Below are 18,999 nucleotides of genomic sequence, written 5' to 3'. Positions count from 1 at the left end.
TCGGACGATCGTCCGTCCGAGCCTCGCCTGCCTGGCGAAGCCAGACTGAAAAAGAAGGAAAATAATGTCAAAGCCAGTCCCTGACTGGGATCCCCTCGATCCCGCCCATCATGGCGATCCGACCAATATTCACGCCCATCTCCGCGAGAAGTGCCCGGTCGCTTGGAGCGATCGCTTCGGCGGCTTTTATGCCCTGACCCGGTACGAGGACATCACCAATGCGGCCTTGGACTATCACACATTCACAAGCGCCCAAAAGACACCCATTCCGGAAGCCACCGGCCCCGATCGCCCTCCCCGCGCGCCAGCCGAAGTGGATCCTCCAATCCACGACCAGTTCCGCGATCTGTTGAATAGGTTCTTCACACCGGATCGCATTCGCCTAATCGAGCCTGTTATCCGTCGAACCGCGCGCGAGCTGCTCGGCCGATGCATCTCGTCGGGGGAAGTCGACGTGGTCGAATCCTTCACCTTTTTTATGCCCATCCGGGTGCAATGCATTTTCCTCGGTCTATCCGTCGAGGACGCTCAAAAGATTAAGACGACGATAAACCGCATCATCGATGCCGGTGCGAGTGGAGATACGTCCGCTCACAAGGAAGCGAACGACGAGATCTATTCGTACATCGACGGCGTGATCAATGCCCGCCGCAAGACACCCTACGATTCCAACGACGTCATCAGCGCGCTGCTTAACGAGCCCGCAGCTGGCCGCCGGCTCACGCATGAAGATGTCGCCGGAACCATTCGGCTGTTTCTTCAAGCAGGTCATGGGACGACCACGAACGCTCTTGGCAGCATGATACGCCATCTCGCGTCAACGCCTGCCGACCAGAAGCGGTTAAGGACCGAGCCGCGGCTAATTCCGCAGGCGATTGAAGAGATTCTTCGGGTTTGGACTCCGGCGCGGATCATCGGGCGCCGGACGACGTGCGATGTCGAGATCAGGGGGACCGTGATCCCGAAGGGCTCGCGAGTCGGCTTCATGCTCTCGGCGGCAAACCGTGATGCCGCGGTATTCGAAGATGCCGACACGGTGAACCTTGACCGCAGGCCCAACAAGCATATCGCGATGGGTTACGGCATCCACCGGTGCATCGGAGCCGCGCTGGCTCGGGCGCAGCTGCGCATTGCAACTGAAGAACTGTTGGCGATGACAGACGACTTCGTGCTCGCCGGCCAACCGGAGTTGAGCACATGGACCCATCTCGGCCCATCCAAGCTACCCGTGAAGTTCAATGCCCGGTCGATCGACACCGCAGGCGCGCCTATCCCTACGGGTCGGGGAGAACACGTCCTGCAGATCGGCCTCATCCGGCGGCTGGCGAAAGACATCATCGAACTGGAGTTTCGCGCCCCCGCGGGGACGGCCCTACCGGAATGGACTGCGGGTGCGCACATTGATCTCGTGCTTCCCGGCGACGTCGTAAGATCGTATTCGTTGGTCGGAGGTTCAAGCAACCAAGGTATCTGGCGCATTGCCGTTCTGCACGAGGTAGCTGGACGCGGCGGGTCCGAGACAATTCATCGGATGAAGATCGGGGATGCCGTCCGCGTGCGCTCGCCGCGCAACAACTTTCCTCTCAAGCCGGCCGAGAGCTATCACTTCTTTGCAAGCGGAATCGGAATCACGCCAATCCTGTCGATGATAGATGCGGCGCGCACGCAGCGGATACCGTGGCGCCTCGACTATGTCGGGCGCAGCCGACAAGATCTCGCCTACGTAGACCTTCTCCGGGAGCTCGGTAACGCGCACGTTTACTTCACGTCAGAGACAGGACGTCCCAATCTGGCGGCCCTGCTCGACGAGAGTGGCGCGGCTGCGGTGGTCTACGCATGCGGGTCAGAAGGATTTCTCCTTGATTTGGAAGAAGCCGCGACTGCCGCGGGACGATCGTTCCACACCGAATGGTTCGCGCCGAAGCCTGGCGCTCGCCAGGGCGCTGAAGGATCGTTCGAGGCTTTCACGGTTCGATGCCAGCGCTCAAACGTCGACGTGAAAGTGTTTCCTGGTCAATCGATCATCGACGCATGCGCCGAGGCCGGCGTGACCATTCCGTCCTCGTGCTTCGAAGGCACTTGCGGTGCTTGCCTATCGACCGTGTTGGAGGGCGTGCCAGACCACCGAGATTCGTTCCTTCTGCCAAACGAGCGCAAGTCCAACCGGCTGATGGCCGCCTGCGTTTCCAAATCGATGACAGGGCGACTGGTGCTTGACTGGTGAGGCGCCGTTGGCGCCCAGACCACGGACCAAGGGCTCGCCCAGCTTCCAAGAGGGCGCCGCGGACGAGGGTCTGGCCGTGGGCACGACCAGACCCAGTCTGTTGTCCTAACCCGTATATAGACCGGCCGATCGCGCGCGTTGTACGGCAAGGCCGATGATCAGATCCAAGGTCGGTGTCGATACGCTTGCCAAACGCGCGAGGTCTAGTGGAACCCGCAGCATCGCATCGACCTCCATCGGTCGGCCATGCTCCAGGTCTTGCAGAATGCTCTGCTTATGCGTCGACACGGAAAGGCGAGCCAGACCGCCCTCTGGATCTCCGGGATCGCAGCCAAGGGCTCGCGCAATTTCGGCACCTTCACGTGTCATGACAGCTGCGGCCACCGCTACCGCGGGATCCGAGAGCGCCTCCTTCATTGGGAAACCGGTCAGAGTAGCGAGCGCTCCCCCCGTGAGATTCATGAGCAGCTTCGCCCAAATTGCATCTCGAATCCTTGCGGACGTTTCGGCTTCAAGGCCGCTGGAGACCATGGCATCGGCCAACGATCCAAGGCGCGGATCGGCCGCGCCGTCGGGTCGTCCCAGTATTATGCGGTTTCGCGGATTCTCGGCGTGAACCACTCCGGGAGCCTTTACGGTGCATGCCGTATACGCGACCGCTCCAACGGCTCGTTCAGGTCCGACGGTCCGCCAAACCACATCACCGGGGTCGATGCGCGGCAGTCTCGTCCCGTCGAGCGGACCGCCGTGAGCGTGAAAATACCACCAGGGAATCCCATTCATGGCAAAGACGACCAGCGTATCCTTCCGCAACAATGCACCTAGGCCCTCAGTCGCTTGAGGCAGTGACGGCGCCTTGAGCGTGACGATCACCACGTCCTGAGTTCCAAGCTGCTTGGGATCGTCCGTGGCAGTCGGCCAACTGTGAATGACGCCCTCTTTTGTTTCGACCTGAAGCCCGTTCTTCTCGATGGCAGCAAGATGCGCTCCCCTGGCGATGAGCGAGACCTCGAGGCCGATTTTGGCGAGCCTGCCTGCGAGGTGTCCGCCAACAGCGCCTGCCCCGTAAACACAAACCTTCATTCTTCTTGACCTCCATAATTCGCCCGGGTCGGGGCCCTGGCGCGCCTGCAACCTGGACACTCGGAAACGACCTTTCTTCTGGAGAGCGGATAGAGAGCGTCGTCAGCGAGTTTTCGCTGATCATCCTAACAGCAAATGGCGCCGCGTCAGTGCGAGGCGATAGCCTCGCCTTATACCCCCGAGACTGTAGGCTCGTGACGCCTGCGCTCGCGTTGGGTAGTACAGAACACAGACACAGGTGGTCGACCACCACGACAGGAGGAAGCGATGAGAGTAGGTGAAGCCTCAACCGCACCGGGCGGCCGCGTCGGCAGCATGCGCGAAGGTGTTCTGGACCAAAAGTTCTTGCTGCTCGGCGAGGATAACTCGCCCAACAATTATCTGCTGAACGTGGGGCGTACTGGTGGCGGCGGATGGTCCACTCCGCGTCACCGCCATACGTTCGATCAGGTCCGCTACGTTCTGAAGGGCGAGTACCCAATCGCCAAGGGCGTCGTGATGAAGGAAGGCTCGGTCGGTTACTTCCCCGAGAGCGTCCACTATGGACCGCAAGATCGGCCGGAAGGCCTGGAGATGATGGTCTGCCAATTCGGCGGCGCGAGCGGGCAAGGATTTCTCAGCCCCACCCAAAGAGAAGCTGCCAACGCGGCGCTTGCGAAGAAAGGCACATTCAAGGAGGGCATCTATACATACGTCGACGACAAGGGCCAGCGACACAACAAGGACGGCTCTGAAGCATGTTACGAGGAGGCGACCGGAAAGCCGTCCGTGTATAGCAAACCTCGATATGACAATTTCATCATTATGGATCCTGAGGCATACGACTGGATGCCGACGGAGCAGAAAGGTGTCTCAACGAAAACCCTCGGTACCTTTACCGAGCGCAACACCCGTATCGGACTGATCCGCCTGGATGAGGGCGCCACCTTTTCCGCGGGCATGCAGTCATCCATCGAGATCCTTTTCCTGAGCAAAGGCGCGGTGACGGTTGACGGAAAGAGCCACCACGGCGAGCGGAGCGCATTCGAATTTCAGAAGGGAGAAGGACCAGTCGCGATCAAGGCGCTTCAGCCGACCGAATTCCTCAGAATCATTCTGCCGACCTTCTGAATGCGATTTCAGAGATAATGCTGCTGCGGCTTCGTTAGCGCGGCCGCGGCGGCACGAAGGTAAATTTTTCTCGGTCGAAATAGTAGCTGCTCAATTGTTACCTCCCAAAAGGGTGCTTGCGTGCGGATCAGCCGGCTGCTCTCATTGGCTATCTGGCTACTTTGCTATCTCGCGGCCTCCGGAGCCCTCCTGGCCGACGACTATCCTGTCCAGCCGATCAAAATCATCATCCCGAATCCACCCGGAGGACCAGGGGACGTGATCGCGCGTGCCTTCACCGAGAGGGCAGCCCGCATTGTCGGCAAGCCATTTGTCTACGACTACCGTCCCGGCGCCAGCACCATGATCGGCATGACGGCCGCGGCCAAAGCCGAGCCTGACGGCTACACGATCGTGGGGTTGCCTTCCTCCGCTGTCGGCGCAGTCGCAATCAGAAAGACGGCACGCTACAACATCGAAACCGACTTTCGACCGATCGCCGGAATTGGGAGTGTGCCGCTCGTTCTCGTTGTCCGATCAGGGCTCAAATTCGGCTCGATGGACGACTTCATCGCAGGTGCAAGAAAGGGAAATCTGACCTTCGGCTCTGGCGGCGTCGGCACCATTGGCCACCTGACATCCCTCCTCCTCCTCAACGATATCAACGGCAAAGCCACGCATGTCCCGTTCCGCGGGAATCCAGATGTGCTGCAGGCCATTCTGGGAGCGCACATCGATTTCGGCATCGTTTCGGTCGCCGATGCCGCACCATTCATCGACTCCGCGGAACTGCAATTCCTGGCCGTTACGGCGAACACGCATGTTGCCGCGATGCCTAACGTTCCCACAATGAAGGATGTTGGACTTCCAAATGTCGATGCAAAGCTCTGGTACGCATTCCTGGCTCCTCGAAACACAGATCCGAACCGGCTTATGAAGCTCTACAAAAGTTTCGCCGACGCGGCCGACGATCCGCTCCTCCAACAGCAAATAAAATCATTGGGGTTCAATGTCGAGATTCGCAATCCGCAGGAGCTAGCGAACATGATGAAAACCGAGCTCGCGCGCTGGAAGCGCGTTATTGAAGCCAACAACGTTCCCTTCGAGGAATGACAAGTCAAACAAGAGACAAACTATGAAAACCTACAACATCGCCGCAGTAGCCGGTGACGGTATCGGGCCTGAAGTTGTTGACGCGGCGATTGACGCGCTCAAGGTTTGCGCCAAGCGGGATGGCGGCTTCCAGCTGAATTTCACGGAATTCGACTGGGGATCTGACTATTACAAGAGGCACGGTGTCATGATGCCTGAAAGCGGCGCGGCCCAACTTCGGAAGTTTGACGCCATCCTGTTCGGCGCTGTGGGCGCCCGGATATCCCCGATCACACCACGCTATGGGGCCTCCGGTTGGCGATCTGCCAGCCGCTCGATCAATACGCAAACGTGCGGCCGACCCGCATTTTGCCAGGTATCACCAGCCCACTACGACATGTGTCGGGGCCTGAGCTGGACTGGGTCATCGTTCGCGAGAATTCGGAAGGCGAATACTCCGGGGTCGGTGGCCGTGTACACAGGGGCCTTCCGATGGAAGTTGCGCAGGATGTTTCGGTGATGACGCGGCCAGGCGTGCAACGAATCATTCGGTACGCTTTCAAGTTGGCGCAATCGCGTCCTCGCAAGCTGCTGACAGTCGTCACCAAATCGAACGCACAAAGGCACGCAATGGTTATGTGGGATGAGGTCGCGACGGAGGTCGCCGAGGAATTCCCCGACGTGACGTGGGACAAGATGCTAGTGGACGCCATGACGATGCGCATGGTGATGAAACCGCAGAGCCTCGATACGATCGTGGCAACCAACCTCCACGCTGATATCCTTTCAGATCTAGCCGCAGCCTTGGCTGGCTCTCTCGGTATTGCGCCAACCGCGAACATCAACCCCGAGCGCGAGGCGCCCTCGATGTTTGAACCGATCCACGGCTCCGCGTTTGACATTACCGGCAAGGGCATTGCCAACCCGGTCGCGACCTTCTGGACGGCGGCCATGATGCTAGAGCACCTCGGCGAAAAGCCCGCAGCCGACCGCCTGATAAGGGCCGTAGAGCGCGTGACAATGGATCCAAAGTTGCACACGCCCGATCTCGGCGGCAAGGCAAAGACGAAGCAAGTGACTGAAGCCCTCTGTGCGGCGCTTTGGGCAGCCAACGACTAATAACCGCGGGACGGTGATCTTCGGCGGACTCGCCTCGTACTACGGTCCTCGGTCTTCAGCCAGAGCTATCGACGGCCAGATATCCGCCCGGATTCGGGTCTGGTGCTAGCTACCATCAGATGCGAAGTGGTAGCAAATCGCAGGATGCCATAGACATCGTGGGAGTTGGTAGCGGCGAGCGCACCTCTTTTCCCCACACCCGCCGAGACACCCCTTCAGGGAAGCACTACGCCGGTGAGTTCTTGAAGGCGATCGACCATCTCGTTCTGGAAGGCCCCGTCAGTTGCTTCGGCCGCTGGCTCTTCCGGCTTGAGGTGATGCCAGTAGCGACCGCTGACCATGGCCGCGGGTTCTGTGCTGACGGCGAGCCAGCTCTGCGTGCGCTGCCCCGTGTCGATGTCGACCGGCGCGCTCGCACCCCCCATCCGGGTGCGCACCCAGCCAGGATCGACCGCGTTGCTGCGGACTTTCGGCCACCGCCGGGCGAGGAGGAAAGCGAGCGCCACAGCATGCAGCTTGCTTTCGGCATAGGCGCATGCCGGATTCCAGGTGCGCTTCGTCCAATCGAGGTCGCCTAGAGACCCTTCTCCTCCGCGGTGAAGGCCGCTGCTGAGATAGACCCATCGGCGGGGGCGCTCGATCAGGCCCGTCAGCATGAACGGAGCAAGTGTGTTCACAGCCAGAACGACGGGATGTCCTTCGGGCGTCGATCCGCGGTTCGGGGCAATGTAGATGCCGGCATTGTGGATGACCGCGCGTCCATGCGCCCGATCGCGTTGACCTGATCCGCGACGCTCCGCGTCTCGGTGCCGCTCTGCAGGTCCCCGATCACAACTCCCTCAGCGCGCGACGCGAGTTCTCTGAGCGCTGCGGCGCGGTCGCTCGATCGCGCGTGCAGCACTACTCGGTGACCTTGATCAAGGAGCGATTGCGCCGCCGCCCGGCCGAGACCGTCCGTGCTGCCAGTGATGAATACGATGGCCATACGCTGCCTCCAGATGCTTCAGATGCACTCGACAGGGCCGCGCGTCACTTCCGATACTGGTCCTCGCTTACCTTCTCCATCCATTCCACCGGGCTGCCGTTGAGCGCTTCCTGGATAGCGATGTGACTCATCGCCGTTGTGGGCGAGGCGCCGTGCCAGTGTTTCTCGCCGGGCTCGAACCAGATTACGTCGCCGGGCCGGATCTCCTCCACCGGTCCGCCCTCGCGCTGCACCCAACCAAAGCCGGAGGTCACGATCAGCGTCTGACCGAGCGGATGGGTGTGCCACGCGGTCCGGGCGCCGGGCTCAAACGTGACCAAGGCACCCGCGACGCGCGCCGGAGCAGGAGCGGTGTGCAGCGGATCGATCCGCACACGGCCGATAAACCAGTCTTCAGGGCCCTTCTGAGAGGGCTGCTCGCCGTTTCGTTTGATTTGCATCCTGTCTTCCTTTCCGCTCGCCGTGATCGTCGACTTCAAACCTTGAGCATGGTCTTGATCGCGCGCCGCTCGTCCATCGCGCGATAGCCTTCCGCGACATCCGCGATCGGAAGCGTCAGATCGAAAACCTTGCCCGGAAGGATCCTTCCCTTCATGACCCGGTCCATCAGATCGGGCAAGAACCGCCGGACCGGCGCCGGGCCACCCAACATGCGCCGTTGAGAAAAGAACATGGCTTGACCGTCGAAGGTCACACCGTGTGGGACACCAACGTAACCGATGGAGCCGCCCGGCCGTACCGACTCGATGGCCTGCGTCATGGATTCTTGCGTGCCCACGCACTCCAAAACCGAATCAGCCCCGATGCCGCCGGTCAGATCCTTCACGCGCTCGGCGCCTGCCACACCACGCTCGGCCACGATGTCCGTGGCACCGAAGTCTCGGGCGAGTTCTTGGCGGCTTTTGTGCCGGCTCATCGTGATGATGCGTTCGGCGCCCATTTCTTTCGCCGCCAGCACGCCCATCAATCCCACCGCCCCGTCACCGACAACGGCGACTGTCCCACCTTTCCGGACTTCCGCTGCGTCGGCAGCGTACCAACCGGTGCCCAGAACATCCGAGGTTGCCAGCAGGTGTGGAATGAGTTCATCGCCAGGCATATCTGCCAAACCGACGAGCGTTCCGTCGGCCAGCGGAACGCGCGCATAAGGCGCTTGAGCGCCCGTCATGAATTCGCGCTGCACGCAAGATGAATGGAAGCCGAATTTGCAGTGCGGACACGTGTTGTCGGAGAGGCAGAAAGAGCCGACGACGAATTGACCGGGGCGAACGGTCCTGACCTCGCTGCCGACTTCGATGACGACGCCGCAGTATTCGTGACCCATATAGGCAGGCGCATCGGTCGGCTGCAAACCGCGATAAGGCCATAGGTCGGATCCGCAGATGCAAGTCGCCGACAATTTGATGATCGCATCGGTCGGTTTCATGATCTCGGGATCATCCACCTTTTCGAAGCGGACATCGCGGGCGCCGTACATGACTGTCGCAAACATGGCTACTCCTCGTCGCCTTAACCTGCTGAAAGATGCTCGATGCGCAGCTGGAACTTGCCACGCGTGAGTAGCGGCTGCGGACCGCCGTCCAGGCGGCCGAGCCTGATCGAACCGCTCGAGTATCTGTAATCGCCGTGAAAGAAAGCGAGATTGCCCCACGGCACGTAGTAACAAAGGTCGCCAGCAGCTTCCTTGGAGAAAGAACCGCCGCCGCCCTGCTCTGCCAATCTGCGCGGCAAATACGCGATCTTCTCGTTGTTCGAAAAATCCTCGATAGCGAGATCAAGAGGTAGCATCGCTGCGAACTCCCGAGCTGTCGGATTCTCCAGCAGCGTCACCGTGAAGACCTGTTGTTCGAAGCGACAACGGATCCGCATCAGCGCCGTTCCTCCGTTTTGTGGGTCATTCGCGCCAGCCTGAGCGAAGGCTGCGTGCAGCACAAGGACGCTCGCCGTCAACGCGGCGACGAAGCGACGACGAGGTAACCGGTGAAGGCCGGCGGCAAAGTCGTCCGCACTGCCCTTCGATGGGCTTGTCAAGGTCAACGGGGGTCGTATCCGGGCTTCTTATAGATGGTATCGGGTTTTGCGAGGATGTCGGGTTCGTAGACTTGTCGGGTCCAATCCTGCGACTGAACATCCTCGATGCCGACCGATACCGATTCATCGCCGATCTTCAGCGTATCGACGACCGCCCGCGTCACCGCCTCGGCGAGGGCGCTCTTTAGCTTCTCCGATCTCCCGGGTTGCATCTTCACGATCACGTGGGGCATTCACTGTCTCCCTTCGTAAGTCTCGCAGTTGAACGGTCTGCAGTCGGGTGTGCCATCAGCCAGACCGCGACCACCGCGGCACATAGAACCATGCCGGAGCTGGTGAGGAACACGGCATTCAACGCCGCCCCAGCCGCGACCAGACCAAGCGCCGGACTTGCGACACCCTGGGCAAGATCCAGAAAAGCCGTATAGGCTCCCATGGCCAGGCCTCGATTGTGTGCTGGCACGCGGTGTACCGCTTCGACGCCGAAGCCCGGGTACACCAGCGAGAAGCCGAACCCCGTCAGCGCGGCTCCGGCGAGCGCCATCTCAGGGCGAGCCGCCAGCCAGATCAGGGATTGGCCAAGCGCTTCGATCAATGCACAGAACAACGCGACCTTCGCCCCACCGATTGCGTCTGCCAAGTGACTGAAAAAAACGCAAGCCAAGATGAAGGCGCCGGCATAAGCCGAATAGGCAAGCCACCCGTTCGCCCAGCCGCGGCTGGCGAATAGCAACGCGACGAACGTGGTCACCGCACCGAAGCCCACGCTGCCAAGTGCGGAGCCCAGCCCGGGCACCCACACAGCGCCTAGAACTTGAGCGAAAGAGAAGCGGGCGTGCTGGACGGGCGCGACCGTCGGACGGGGCACAACGAGGAGCAACGTGGCCAGCGGAGCTGCCGTGGTGGCGACAGCTACGGCAACGAAACCGTAAGCGTCGTAGAGGGCCGATCCTGCCGGCGCCCCAACGGCGATAGCCGCGAACATCGCCGAGCCTACCCACGCGATGACCTTGCCCGTGTTTCGGGTATCGACGAGCGCCAGTCCCCAACTGACCGCAGCCGTGATGATGAAGCTCTCGGCGCCGCCGAGCACGCCGCGCCCCAGAAGAAGAATGGCAACCGAAATAGTGGGGGAGCCGCTGAAACCAAGCGACAGCGCGTACAATAATCCGGCTGCCGAGGCTGCCAGTAAACCCGCGATCACTGCGCGCTTCGCTCCACGCGTATCCGAGTAGTGACCAGCCCAGGGGCGCGAGACCAACGAGGCTGCGAACTGGCTGCCGGCGACCAGACCAACCACAAACGTGCTTTGCTCCAGAGCATCGTGTACATGGAGCGGAAGAACCGGCATGGCAATGCCTATGATGAGGAAGGCGACGAACACTACACCCATGATCGGCAGCAGTATCGGCGCCACTGCCGAGATCTTTCCCTGCTCGATGCCCACGGCCATGACTGAGCCGCCTCTACCAGGCATAAGCAGCCGGGGCCTCGCCGCCCGGTCCCGGCCAGATCTCGTCCAGCCTAGCCAGTGTCTCTTCTCCGAGCTTCAGCGAAGGCGCACTCAGATTCTGACGAAGTTGCTCCACAGTACGCGGTCCACTGATCGCGGCGGTGACGACCGGATTGTGCAGCACCCAGGCCAGCGCGACCTCCGAGGGCGTTTCGCCAAGCTCGCCGCACAGAGCCTCGTAGGCCTCCAATCGAGGACGCATTTGATCGATGCGCGCCTGGAGCAGAGGCGAAGCCCGGCGACCGTCGGCTATCTTGCGCAGCACACCGCCTAGAATGCCCATGCCGATCGGGCTCCAAGGAATGAGGCCGACACCGAAGTGCCGCACCGCCGGGATCACCTCCAATTCGATGGTCCGCTGAGAGAGATTGTAGAGGCTCTGCTCGGAAGCAAGACCAAGTAGGTTGCGCGAGGCAGCCGCGCATTGAGCAGTGGCGATATCCCAACCCGCAAAGTTGCTGCTGCCGACATAGGTGATCTTGCCTTCACGGACGAGTTGCCCCATCGCCTGCCAGATCTCCTCCCACGGGGTCGCACGGTCGATGTGGTGCATCTGGTAGAGGTCGATGTGATCGGTCTGCAGCCGCTTCAGGCTCGCCTCGCACGCGCGTCGAATGTGGTAGGCTGAAAGACGGCGGTCGTTCGGACCAGTCTCCATCGGCTGGTACACCTTGGTCGCCAGCACAATTTTCTCGCGGCGACCGCCTTGCGCCAGCCACCGGCCAATGATCTCCTCGGATATACCAAACCCCTTCGCCATCTCCGGCGACTGGGGCCCACCATACACGTCGGCCGTGTCGAAGAAGTTGATGCCGGCGTTCAGGGCTTCGTCCATGATCGAGAAGCTGGTTGTCTCGTCGGTCAACTCGCCGAAGTTCATGGTGCCAAGTGCAAGCCGGCTTACCTTGAGGCCGGTCCTGCCGAGATGTGAATAATCCATGGTATCTCTCCTTCGGGCTAAGCCGAGCGTTGCCGTTGCGCGCACCGCATTCCGGCGTCGGATTGCGCGGCAGAGTCGCTCGTGAAGCGACTTCGCTCGCTTACTCGAGCGGCACGGGCGTCCAAACCGGCGAACAGTGCGCCAGCGACCAGCACGCCGGCGCTTGCCAGGAACGTCACTCGATAACCGGCGGCATCAAACAGGAGGCCGCCACCGGCTGCGCCAAGCGTGATTGCGAGTTGAACGACCGCGACCATGAGCCCTCCACCGGCTTCGGCGTCAGCCGGAAAGCGGCGCGCGACCCACGTCCACCAGGCGACAGGCGTGCCCGTTCCGATCATCCCCCAAAGCGTCAGAAATAGCGCCGTAGGCCCGGCGAGCGTTCCAAGCGCGACCAGGCCGCATGCGAGCGCCGCGAGCGCCACCGGCGCTAGGATCAAGGTCAGCGACAGGCTGCGCGACACCATGTGGCCGATCAGCCACGTGCCGACCATGCCCGCGCCCCCCATGGCGAGGAGCACGAGCGAGAGCATGGAAACTTCGAGGCGCGTGACGCTCTCCAGAAACGGCCGCAGATACGTGAAAAGCGCGAATTGGCCCGCAAACAGCAGCGCGACCGAGGCCATTCCGAAGCGAACATTCGGGCGGCCGAGGACGCCCAGGGCGCTTGGCTGGCGATTGGCGCGGTCGGAGAGCATGGACGGCAGAGTGAGCCATTGCCAGGCGAAGGTGATCGCGGCAAGCGGCACAACCAGGAAGAACGCGCCGCGCCAACCGATGTACTGGCCGAGGAAGCTGCCCAGCGGCGCGGCGATGGTGGTAGCCAGCGCGTTACCCCCGTTCAATGTCGCGAGCGCGCGGGGCACCTGATTCTCGGGCACCAGCCGCATCACCGTCGCCGCCGACATCGACCAGAAACCGCCGATGACCACGCCGAGCAGAGCACGGCCCATCATGAGCACGACGAAATTGTGCGCGAAGGCGACCAGAAGGCCCGACAACAGCATCAGAAGGGTCAGTCCAAGCAGCAGCGCTCGACGATCGAGCCCCCGGGTGATCGTCGCAATGCAGAGGCTGGTTATGACCGCGAACAAGCCGGAAACCGAGATCGCCTGGCCCGCCGCACCTTCGGTCAGATGGAGGTCGGAAGCGATCGGGGTCAGGATGCTGACCGGCATGAATTCCGACGCGATGAGCGTCGAGACGCACAGCGTCAGCGCAAGTACGGCCCCCCAAGCTGCCGGTCGGTATGAGAGCGTGCGGTTTTCGGAAGCAATTTCAGTCGTCACCGGGTCTCGCGACGCTTTCGTCGCGCCTTCTCCATCACTGTCATGGCGGTCCCCGTTCCGGGATGCACGCCGTCACGCGCTGATTTAGCGCGCGCAACGGCAGCGACTAGCCGCTATAATCGGCATGGACTTATAAACAGGCTCGATAAATGCAGAGCGGGAAGCTAGACGATCTCTTGGCGTTTGTGGCGGTCGCGCGCGAGCGTAGTTTTACAGGGGCAGCGGCCAAGCTCGGTGTGTCACAATCGGCACTGAGCTACACCATCCGCGAACTCGAGGCGCGCCTAGGTGTGCGGCTGCTGACGCGCACCACGCGCAGTGTCGCGCCGACGGAGACGGGCCAACGCCTGCTTCGAATGGCTGCTCCGCGGCTAGAGGAGATCGAGTCCGAACTTGCGGCCATCCGCGAGCTTCGCGAAAAGCCGGCGGGCACGATTCGCATCACGGCCACCGAATATGCCGCAGATGCGATCCTGCTGCCGAAACTGGCAAAACTTCTACCGAACTATCCCGACATCAAAGTCGAGGTCGTTATCGACTACGGATTGACAGATATCGTCGCGCAAGGCTTTGACGCCGGCGTGAGAAGCGGTGAGCAGGTCGAAAGGGACATGATCGCGGTGCGCATTGCGCCTGACATGCGAATGGCCGTCGTCGGCGCTCCCTCGTACTTCAAGAACCGGCAACTCCCGAAGAAACCGCAGGACTTGATCGGCCACAAGTGCATCACGTTGCGCCTGCCCACCCATCGCGGGCTCTACGCCTGGGAATTTGAGAGGGGCGGCCGCGAACTGAGGGTGCGCGTCGAAGGCCAGCTGACCTACAACACGACGTCCCAGATCCTGAATGCCGCCCTGGCGGGAATGGGGCTTGCCTACGTGCCGGAGGGCTGGGCAAAACCGTATCTCACAAAGGGCCGCCTCAAGCGGGTTCTCGAGGATTGGTGCCCACCCTATTCGGGCTATCACCTTTTCTATCCGAGCCGCCGGCACCAGTCGGCTGCCTTTTCTCTTCTGGTGGATGCGCTGCGCTACCGCGGCTGATAGCCCTTCGACTGATTGATCAAATCGGCTCATAAGTTCATGCGAACTCGGCCATCTAATTCAGGGCTGGCGCCCGGGTTAGACATTGCTCCTCACCGCGCGTCTTGTCCTGCGCTGAAGGCCCGCAAACGTCGCGTCTCAAGAGGATAATTTGAGGAGCAGTTTCATGGAAGTGACCATCAACGGCAAGACTCACCAGGTGAAGATGGAGGCCGACACGCCTCTTCTCTGGGTGATCCGCGACGAGCTCGGCATGACCGGAACGAAGTACGGTTGTGGCATTGCCCAGTGTGGCGCCTGCACCGTGCTGATCGATGGTCAGGCCACTCGATCCTGCATTACGCCCATCAGCAGCGTTGCGGGCCAATCCATCACCACCATCGAAGCCGTCACTGACGACGCAGTCGGCCGCCGCGTCGTGGACGCGTGGGTTGCCAACCAGGTGCCGCAATGCGGCTATTGCCAATCCGGTCAGGTGATGGCGGCCACCGCCCTCTTGAAGCAGACCCCCAAACCCAGCGATCAGGACATTGCGGCCGCAATGGTCAATCTGTGCCGCTGCGGCACTTACAACGCGATCTCTGCCGCGGTCCGCCAGGTTGCGCAGGGTTGAGGAGCACGCCATGAGCAGCATGCATCATGATTTCCGACCTATGGCGGATGTCGGCAGGCCGATGAATCTCTCCCGGCGCGGCTTCCTCCGTGCCTCGGTCGGCGCGCTGGTACTTGGCGTGGCACTGCCCGGCACCAAGGCGGTGGCGCAGAACGCCGCCGCTGCGGCAAAAGCGGCTCCGCGCGTGTCAGCCTTCCTGGAGATTCGCGCCGACAGCACCGTCTTGTTGCGCAGTCCCTTCGTGGAAGGGGGCCAGGGTGTCTCCACCGCATTGGCGCAGATCGTCGGCGAGGAGCTCGATGCCGATCCCGCCACCTTCACCGTGGAATGCGCGCCACCCGGGGCCGACTATCTGCTCGTGAACGGCAACCGATTCACCGGCGGGAGTTTTTCGGTGCGATCGAGCTATGAAACGATGCGCCGGGTTGGCGCATCGGCGCGACAGATGCTGCTGCAGGCTGCGGCCGCACGCCTTCGCGTCCCACTCGCGAGCCTCTCCACCGAGCCGGGGCGCGTGCGCCACACGGCTTCCAACCGCACGATCGCATACGGCGCACTGGCGAGTGACGCCGCCGCATTGCCGGTGCCTCAAAACGTTACGCTTCGAGCGGAGAAGGATTTCCGCTGGATCAGCAAGCCGGTCGCGCGCATCGACGTGCGCGACAAGTCCACCGGCAAGGTCACCTATGGCATCGACGTGAAAGTCGACGGTATGCTGCATGGCGCAGTCCAGCATGCGCCGCGCCTTGGGCTCGAGCCTGCCGCCTTCGCTAACGAGGCGGAGGTGAATGCGATGCCTGGGGTGCATTCCATTCACCGGCTGCCGGGCGCGGTCGCCGTGCTTGCTGAGCGGTGGTGGCATGCTCGGCGCGCCGTCGAGACACTTCAGGTGACTTGGACAGAGTCGCCCTCGGGCACACGGCGCTCGATGCCCGCGGAATTCTCGTCAGAGGGACGGAAAGCCTTGCTTGCTGCCACTCCAGGGCCTGGCATTTCCGCGGAAACCGCAGGTGATGCGTCCGCGGCTCTGAGCGGCGCAGCGCGGGTGATTTCGGCCACATATGATGCGCCCTATTTGGCACATGGCCAATTGGAGCCGCCCTCGGCACTTGCCCGATGGAACGACGACGGCACGCTTGAACTCTGGTTTCCCAACCAGGCGCCGGAACTATTCCAGGCATCTATCGCGAAATTTGCCAGTCTTGCGCCCGAGAAGGTGAAAATCCATTCGCCGATGCTGGGCGGCTTCTTCGGCCGGCATTTTCTCTACGAGGCGGCCAGCCCCTCTACCCAGGCCATTCTGCTGTCCAAGGCGGCCGGCAGACCGATCAAGGTCATCTGGAGCCGGGAGGAAGAATTCCTGCGCGACGCGCTGCGGCCGATGGGTTTTGTGCGTTTCCGGGGCGGCCTTGATGCGAGCGGGCTGCCCGTAGCACTTGAAGCGGAGGCTGTCGGCGAAGGCCCAGTAGGCCGCTGGTTCGGCCGCAAACCTGATGCTGCGGATCGTTCTGCGGTCGAGGGCATCGCCGAGAAACCCTATGCCATCCCGAACCGCCGGATTGCTCACGTCGTCGTGGATGATCCGGCCATGATCGGCTTCTGGCGCTCCGTTGGCCACTCCATGAACGATTTCTTCTACGAGACGTTCTTCGATGAGCTTGCCGATGCGGGTCAGCAAGATCCGTATCAGCTCCGGCTCCGCTTGCTCGCGGAGAAGCCGCGGCACAAGCGGCTCCTTGAAGCCGTCGGTGAACTCTCGGGCGGATGGAAGCGCGGTCCTTTCGCCGCAACGGATGGCAGCAAACGTGCGCGCGGTGTTGCCATGGCCTCGCCTTTTGGCAGCGAGGTTGCCACCATCGCGGAGGTTTCGCTCAAGGGCGGTGCGGTCACGGTGCATGATGTTTGGGTGGCCATCGATCCCGGCCGGATCGTCAATCCCGCCATCATCGAGGCGCAGGTCAACTCGGCCGTCGCACTTGGCCTCTCATCGGCGCTATTGGAAGAAGTGGTCTATGCCAAGGGCGTGCCGCAGGCGCGCAACTTTGATGCCTATCCCATCCTTCCGCCCGACCGCATGCCGCGCGTGCATGTGCGCATCGTCGAAAGCGGCGCTCCCATGGGTGGCATCGGAGAGCCCGGTTTGCCTGGCGTGCCGCCGGCAGTGGCGAACGCAATCGCCGCCCTCACTGGCCAGCGCGTCCGAAGTCTGCCTTTGTCGAAACTCAAATTCGGCGACATGGGTTAACCCCGACGGCGCGCCGCCCATGGCGCCCCGTCTTCTTCAACGGCCTGGCGAGTTCTGAGGCGGTCATGCAACGAGGCTACTTGGACGATCTGAGGGCCTTTAAGACAGTCGGTCGCGAACGCAGTTTCACGAGGGCCGCGGCGAAGCTCGGCGTCTCGCAATCTGCGCTCAGTCACACGATCCGCGGACTCGAAGGACGCCTTGGGGTTCGGCTCCTAGCCCGCAACACCAGAGGCGTCAATCCAACGGAAGCCGGGGAACGCCTGCTGCGAACGGTTGCTCCCCGACTCGACGAATTGGAAACGGAGCTCGCGAACTTGAGCGAACACCAGGATAGACCCGCCGGAATCATCCGGATCACTGCGGGCGACCATCCGGTTCGATCCTTTCTCTGGCCAAAGCTGGCAAAGCTTCTGGCAAAGTATCCGGACATCAACGTAGAGATTGCGCTGGACAACCGAAACGTCGACATCGTCGACGAGCGCTACGACGCCGGTGTGCGTCTCGGTGAACAGGTCGCGAAGGATATGATTGCTGTCCGCATCAGCCCCGACGTTCGCTTTGCGGTCGTCGGCTCACCGTCATACTTCGCAAATCATCCCGCACCGGTGGTCCCTGGTGATCTTGTCGACCACAAATGTATAAATCTTCGGCTTCCTACCTATGGCGGGCTGTACGCATGGGAACTCGAAAACAATGGGCATGAAGTGAAGGTGCGCGTCGAGGGCCAACTGGTCTTCAATAGCATCTTCGAAGTGGGCGACGCGGCGGTGGCTGGCTTCGGCGTTGCTTACGTGCCTGAGGACGTCGCACTGCCCCACATCTTAAAGGGAAATCTCACGAGAGTGCTTGAAGATTGGTGCGTCCCTTGGTCGGGGTACCATCTCTATTACCCGCTGAGCCGACAATCATCGGCAGCGTTCGACCTGTTGGTAAATGCGCTGCGACACCGCGACTAGCACGGATGTCATCGAAGGCAGCCTATGCCGATGGGCGCATGAGCACCGACAGAATCATCCGTGGCGTAAAGTTCAGACCCGCGCCTGACTCGAGAGCAAATCGTACGAAATCGTAGTTTGGCGTGCAAAATCGGAGCTTTGGTAGCGGGGGAGCCACTCGCCCCCCGAGCTTATCCGCTGGGCGAACTGAAGCACGGCGCCCATTGCGCACGATTGCATCATTTCGACTGGTGATCCGATTTGTTCGCCGTAATATCCTATTCTTCGATGAGGGCGTAACAGACCTGCCCGAGTAGCTCGCGCGGTGTATGTTGGATGAAAGCAACGGAGATAAGCCAACATGGTGGATTTGATGCGCGAGGTCGCTTAGTTCGATTTTGGACCGAGCTTGCCAAGCTCCATTTCCAAACGCACCCAACAATTTGGCGGAAATAGACCGCTTACCTAACGAACTCAGCAGCTTAGTGCTGGCTGGGGCGGGAGGGATCGAACCTCCGAATGGCGGAATCAAAATCAGATTGATTATTCAACGATTTCAAGCCGCGTTTAGAAAAAACGGCCGAATTCACCTGTAGTGATATCAACTGCTTAGCAGGCATTTCCGAATAAGGGAGCGTTCGCCCAATCATTCGAAGACGCGCCTGTTGGCGACTTGGCCGACCAGGGTGCTCACGCCTAGCGGGGATTGATCCAGTCTCTGTCGCGCCGCCGGCAGTGGGTGTGCGGGCAGAAGTGCGCGCAAAAAACCCACCACCCTCGGGAGCAGCCCGGGCG

General features: G+C 61.5%; 15 protein-coding genes and 2 pseudogenes. 8 read left to right on the top strand and 9 right to left on the bottom strand.

Annotation, left to right across the window (positions count from 1 at the left end; translation table 11 throughout):
- Positions 1-64: 64 nt before the first annotated feature.
- A complete protein-coding gene (locus tag SO140_RS35300; protein ID WP_474802507.1) occupies positions 65-2,224 on the top strand; it encodes a cytochrome P450/oxidoreductase in 2,160 nt (719 codons plus the stop codon).
- Between the two features lie 105 nt (positions 2,225-2,329).
- Here the strand turns inward: SO140_RS35300 and SO140_RS35295 are convergent, their stop codons facing one another.
- Positions 2,330-3,307, bottom strand: coding sequence for a ketopantoate reductase family protein (locus SO140_RS35295; protein ID WP_474802509.1), 978 nt, complete (start codon positions 3,305-3,307; stop codon positions 2,330-2,332).
- A gap of 267 nt (positions 3,308-3,574) precedes the next feature.
- Between SO140_RS35295 and SO140_RS35290 the strand changes: the two genes are divergently transcribed.
- From SO140_RS35290 to SO140_RS35280, 3 genes and pseudogenes are all read left to right on the top strand, one after another.
- Positions 3,575-4,417 (top strand): hypothetical protein, encoded by an 843-nt coding sequence (locus SO140_RS35290; RefSeq protein WP_474802511.1) that lies wholly within the window; start codon positions 3,575-3,577, stop codon positions 4,415-4,417.
- A gap of 120 nt (positions 4,418-4,537) precedes the next feature.
- Positions 4,538-5,509 carry a Bug family tripartite tricarboxylate transporter substrate binding protein gene (locus SO140_RS35285; RefSeq protein ID WP_449382360.1) on the top strand — a complete coding sequence of 324 codons (972 nt, stop codon included), beginning with the start codon at positions 4,538-4,540 and terminating at the stop codon, positions 5,507-5,509.
- Between the two features lie 22 nt (positions 5,510-5,531).
- Positions 5,532-6,607: pseudogene (locus SO140_RS35280) on the top strand (tartrate dehydrogenase).
- Positions 6,608-6,822: 215 nt separating this feature from the next.
- Here the strand turns inward: SO140_RS35280 and SO140_RS35275 are convergent.
- The 8 genes and pseudogenes from SO140_RS35275 to SO140_RS35240 form a co-directional block, all read right to left on the bottom strand.
- Positions 6,823-7,592 (bottom strand): annotated as a pseudogene (locus tag SO140_RS35275) (SDR family NAD(P)-dependent oxidoreductase).
- Positions 7,593-7,636: 44 nt separating this feature from the next.
- Entirely contained in the window at positions 7,637-8,032 is a 396-nt protein-coding gene (locus tag SO140_RS35270) for a (R)-mandelonitrile lyase (protein WP_449382357.1), read from the bottom strand.
- A gap of 35 nt (positions 8,033-8,067) precedes the next feature.
- On the bottom strand, positions 8,068-9,084 hold the full coding sequence (locus tag SO140_RS35265; protein ID WP_449382356.1) for a zinc-dependent alcohol dehydrogenase family protein: 1,017 nt from the start codon (positions 9,082-9,084) through the stop codon (positions 8,068-8,070).
- Between the two features lie 17 nt (positions 9,085-9,101).
- Positions 9,102-9,629 carry a cyclophilin-like fold protein gene (locus SO140_RS35260; protein WP_449382355.1) on the bottom strand — a complete coding sequence of 176 codons (528 nt, stop codon included), beginning with the start codon at positions 9,627-9,629 and terminating at the stop codon, positions 9,102-9,104.
- Complete coding sequence (locus SO140_RS35255) at positions 9,626-9,856, bottom strand: tautomerase family protein (protein WP_449382354.1); 231 nt, start codon at positions 9,854-9,856, stop codon at positions 9,626-9,628. Before SO140_RS35255 ends, SO140_RS35260 begins: the two co-directional genes overlap by 4 nt.
- Positions 9,844-11,076 carry an arabinose transporter gene (locus SO140_RS35250; RefSeq protein ID WP_449382353.1) on the bottom strand — a complete coding sequence of 411 codons (1,233 nt, stop codon included), beginning with the start codon at positions 11,074-11,076 and terminating at the stop codon, positions 9,844-9,846. The genes SO140_RS35255 and SO140_RS35250 overlap by 13 nt, the downstream gene beginning before the upstream one ends.
- Before the next feature lie 13 nt (positions 11,077-11,089).
- Positions 11,090-12,076 carry an aldo/keto reductase gene (locus tag SO140_RS35245; protein ID WP_449382352.1) on the bottom strand — a complete coding sequence of 329 codons (987 nt, stop codon included), beginning with the start codon at positions 12,074-12,076 and terminating at the stop codon, positions 11,090-11,092.
- A gap of 17 nt (positions 12,077-12,093) precedes the next feature.
- A complete protein-coding gene (locus SO140_RS35240) occupies positions 12,094-13,365 on the bottom strand; it encodes an MFS transporter (protein ID WP_449382351.1) in 1,272 nt (423 codons plus the stop codon).
- A 149-nt stretch (positions 13,366-13,514) separates the two neighbouring features.
- On the opposite strand from SO140_RS35240, the gene SO140_RS35235 reads away from it, so the two are divergent.
- From SO140_RS35235 to SO140_RS35220, 4 genes are all read left to right on the top strand, one after another.
- Positions 13,515-14,408 carry a LysR family transcriptional regulator gene (locus SO140_RS35235; RefSeq protein ID WP_449382350.1) on the top strand — a complete coding sequence of 298 codons (894 nt, stop codon included), beginning with the start codon at positions 13,515-13,517 and terminating at the stop codon, positions 14,406-14,408.
- 166 nt (positions 14,409-14,574) lie between these two features.
- The gene (locus SO140_RS35230; protein WP_449382349.1) at positions 14,575-15,021 is read left to right on the top strand and encodes a (2Fe-2S)-binding protein; all 447 of its coding nucleotides are present in this window, start codon (positions 14,575-14,577) and stop codon (positions 15,019-15,021) included.
- Between the two features lie 10 nt (positions 15,022-15,031).
- A complete protein-coding gene (locus SO140_RS35225; RefSeq protein ID WP_449382348.1) occupies positions 15,032-17,266 on the top strand; it encodes a xanthine dehydrogenase family protein molybdopterin-binding subunit in 2,235 nt (744 codons plus the stop codon).
- Between the two features lie 65 nt (positions 17,267-17,331).
- The gene (locus tag SO140_RS35220) at positions 17,332-18,225 is read left to right on the top strand and encodes a LysR family transcriptional regulator (RefSeq protein ID WP_449382347.1); all 894 of its coding nucleotides are present in this window, start codon (positions 17,332-17,334) and stop codon (positions 18,223-18,225) included.
- Positions 18,226-18,999: the final 774 nt, after the last annotated feature.

Source organism: Bradyrhizobium sp. UFLA05-108 (assembly GCF_059803455.1).
Note: the sequence above shows the minus strand (reverse complement) of the source record. Positions and strands in the feature narration are given on the sequence as shown.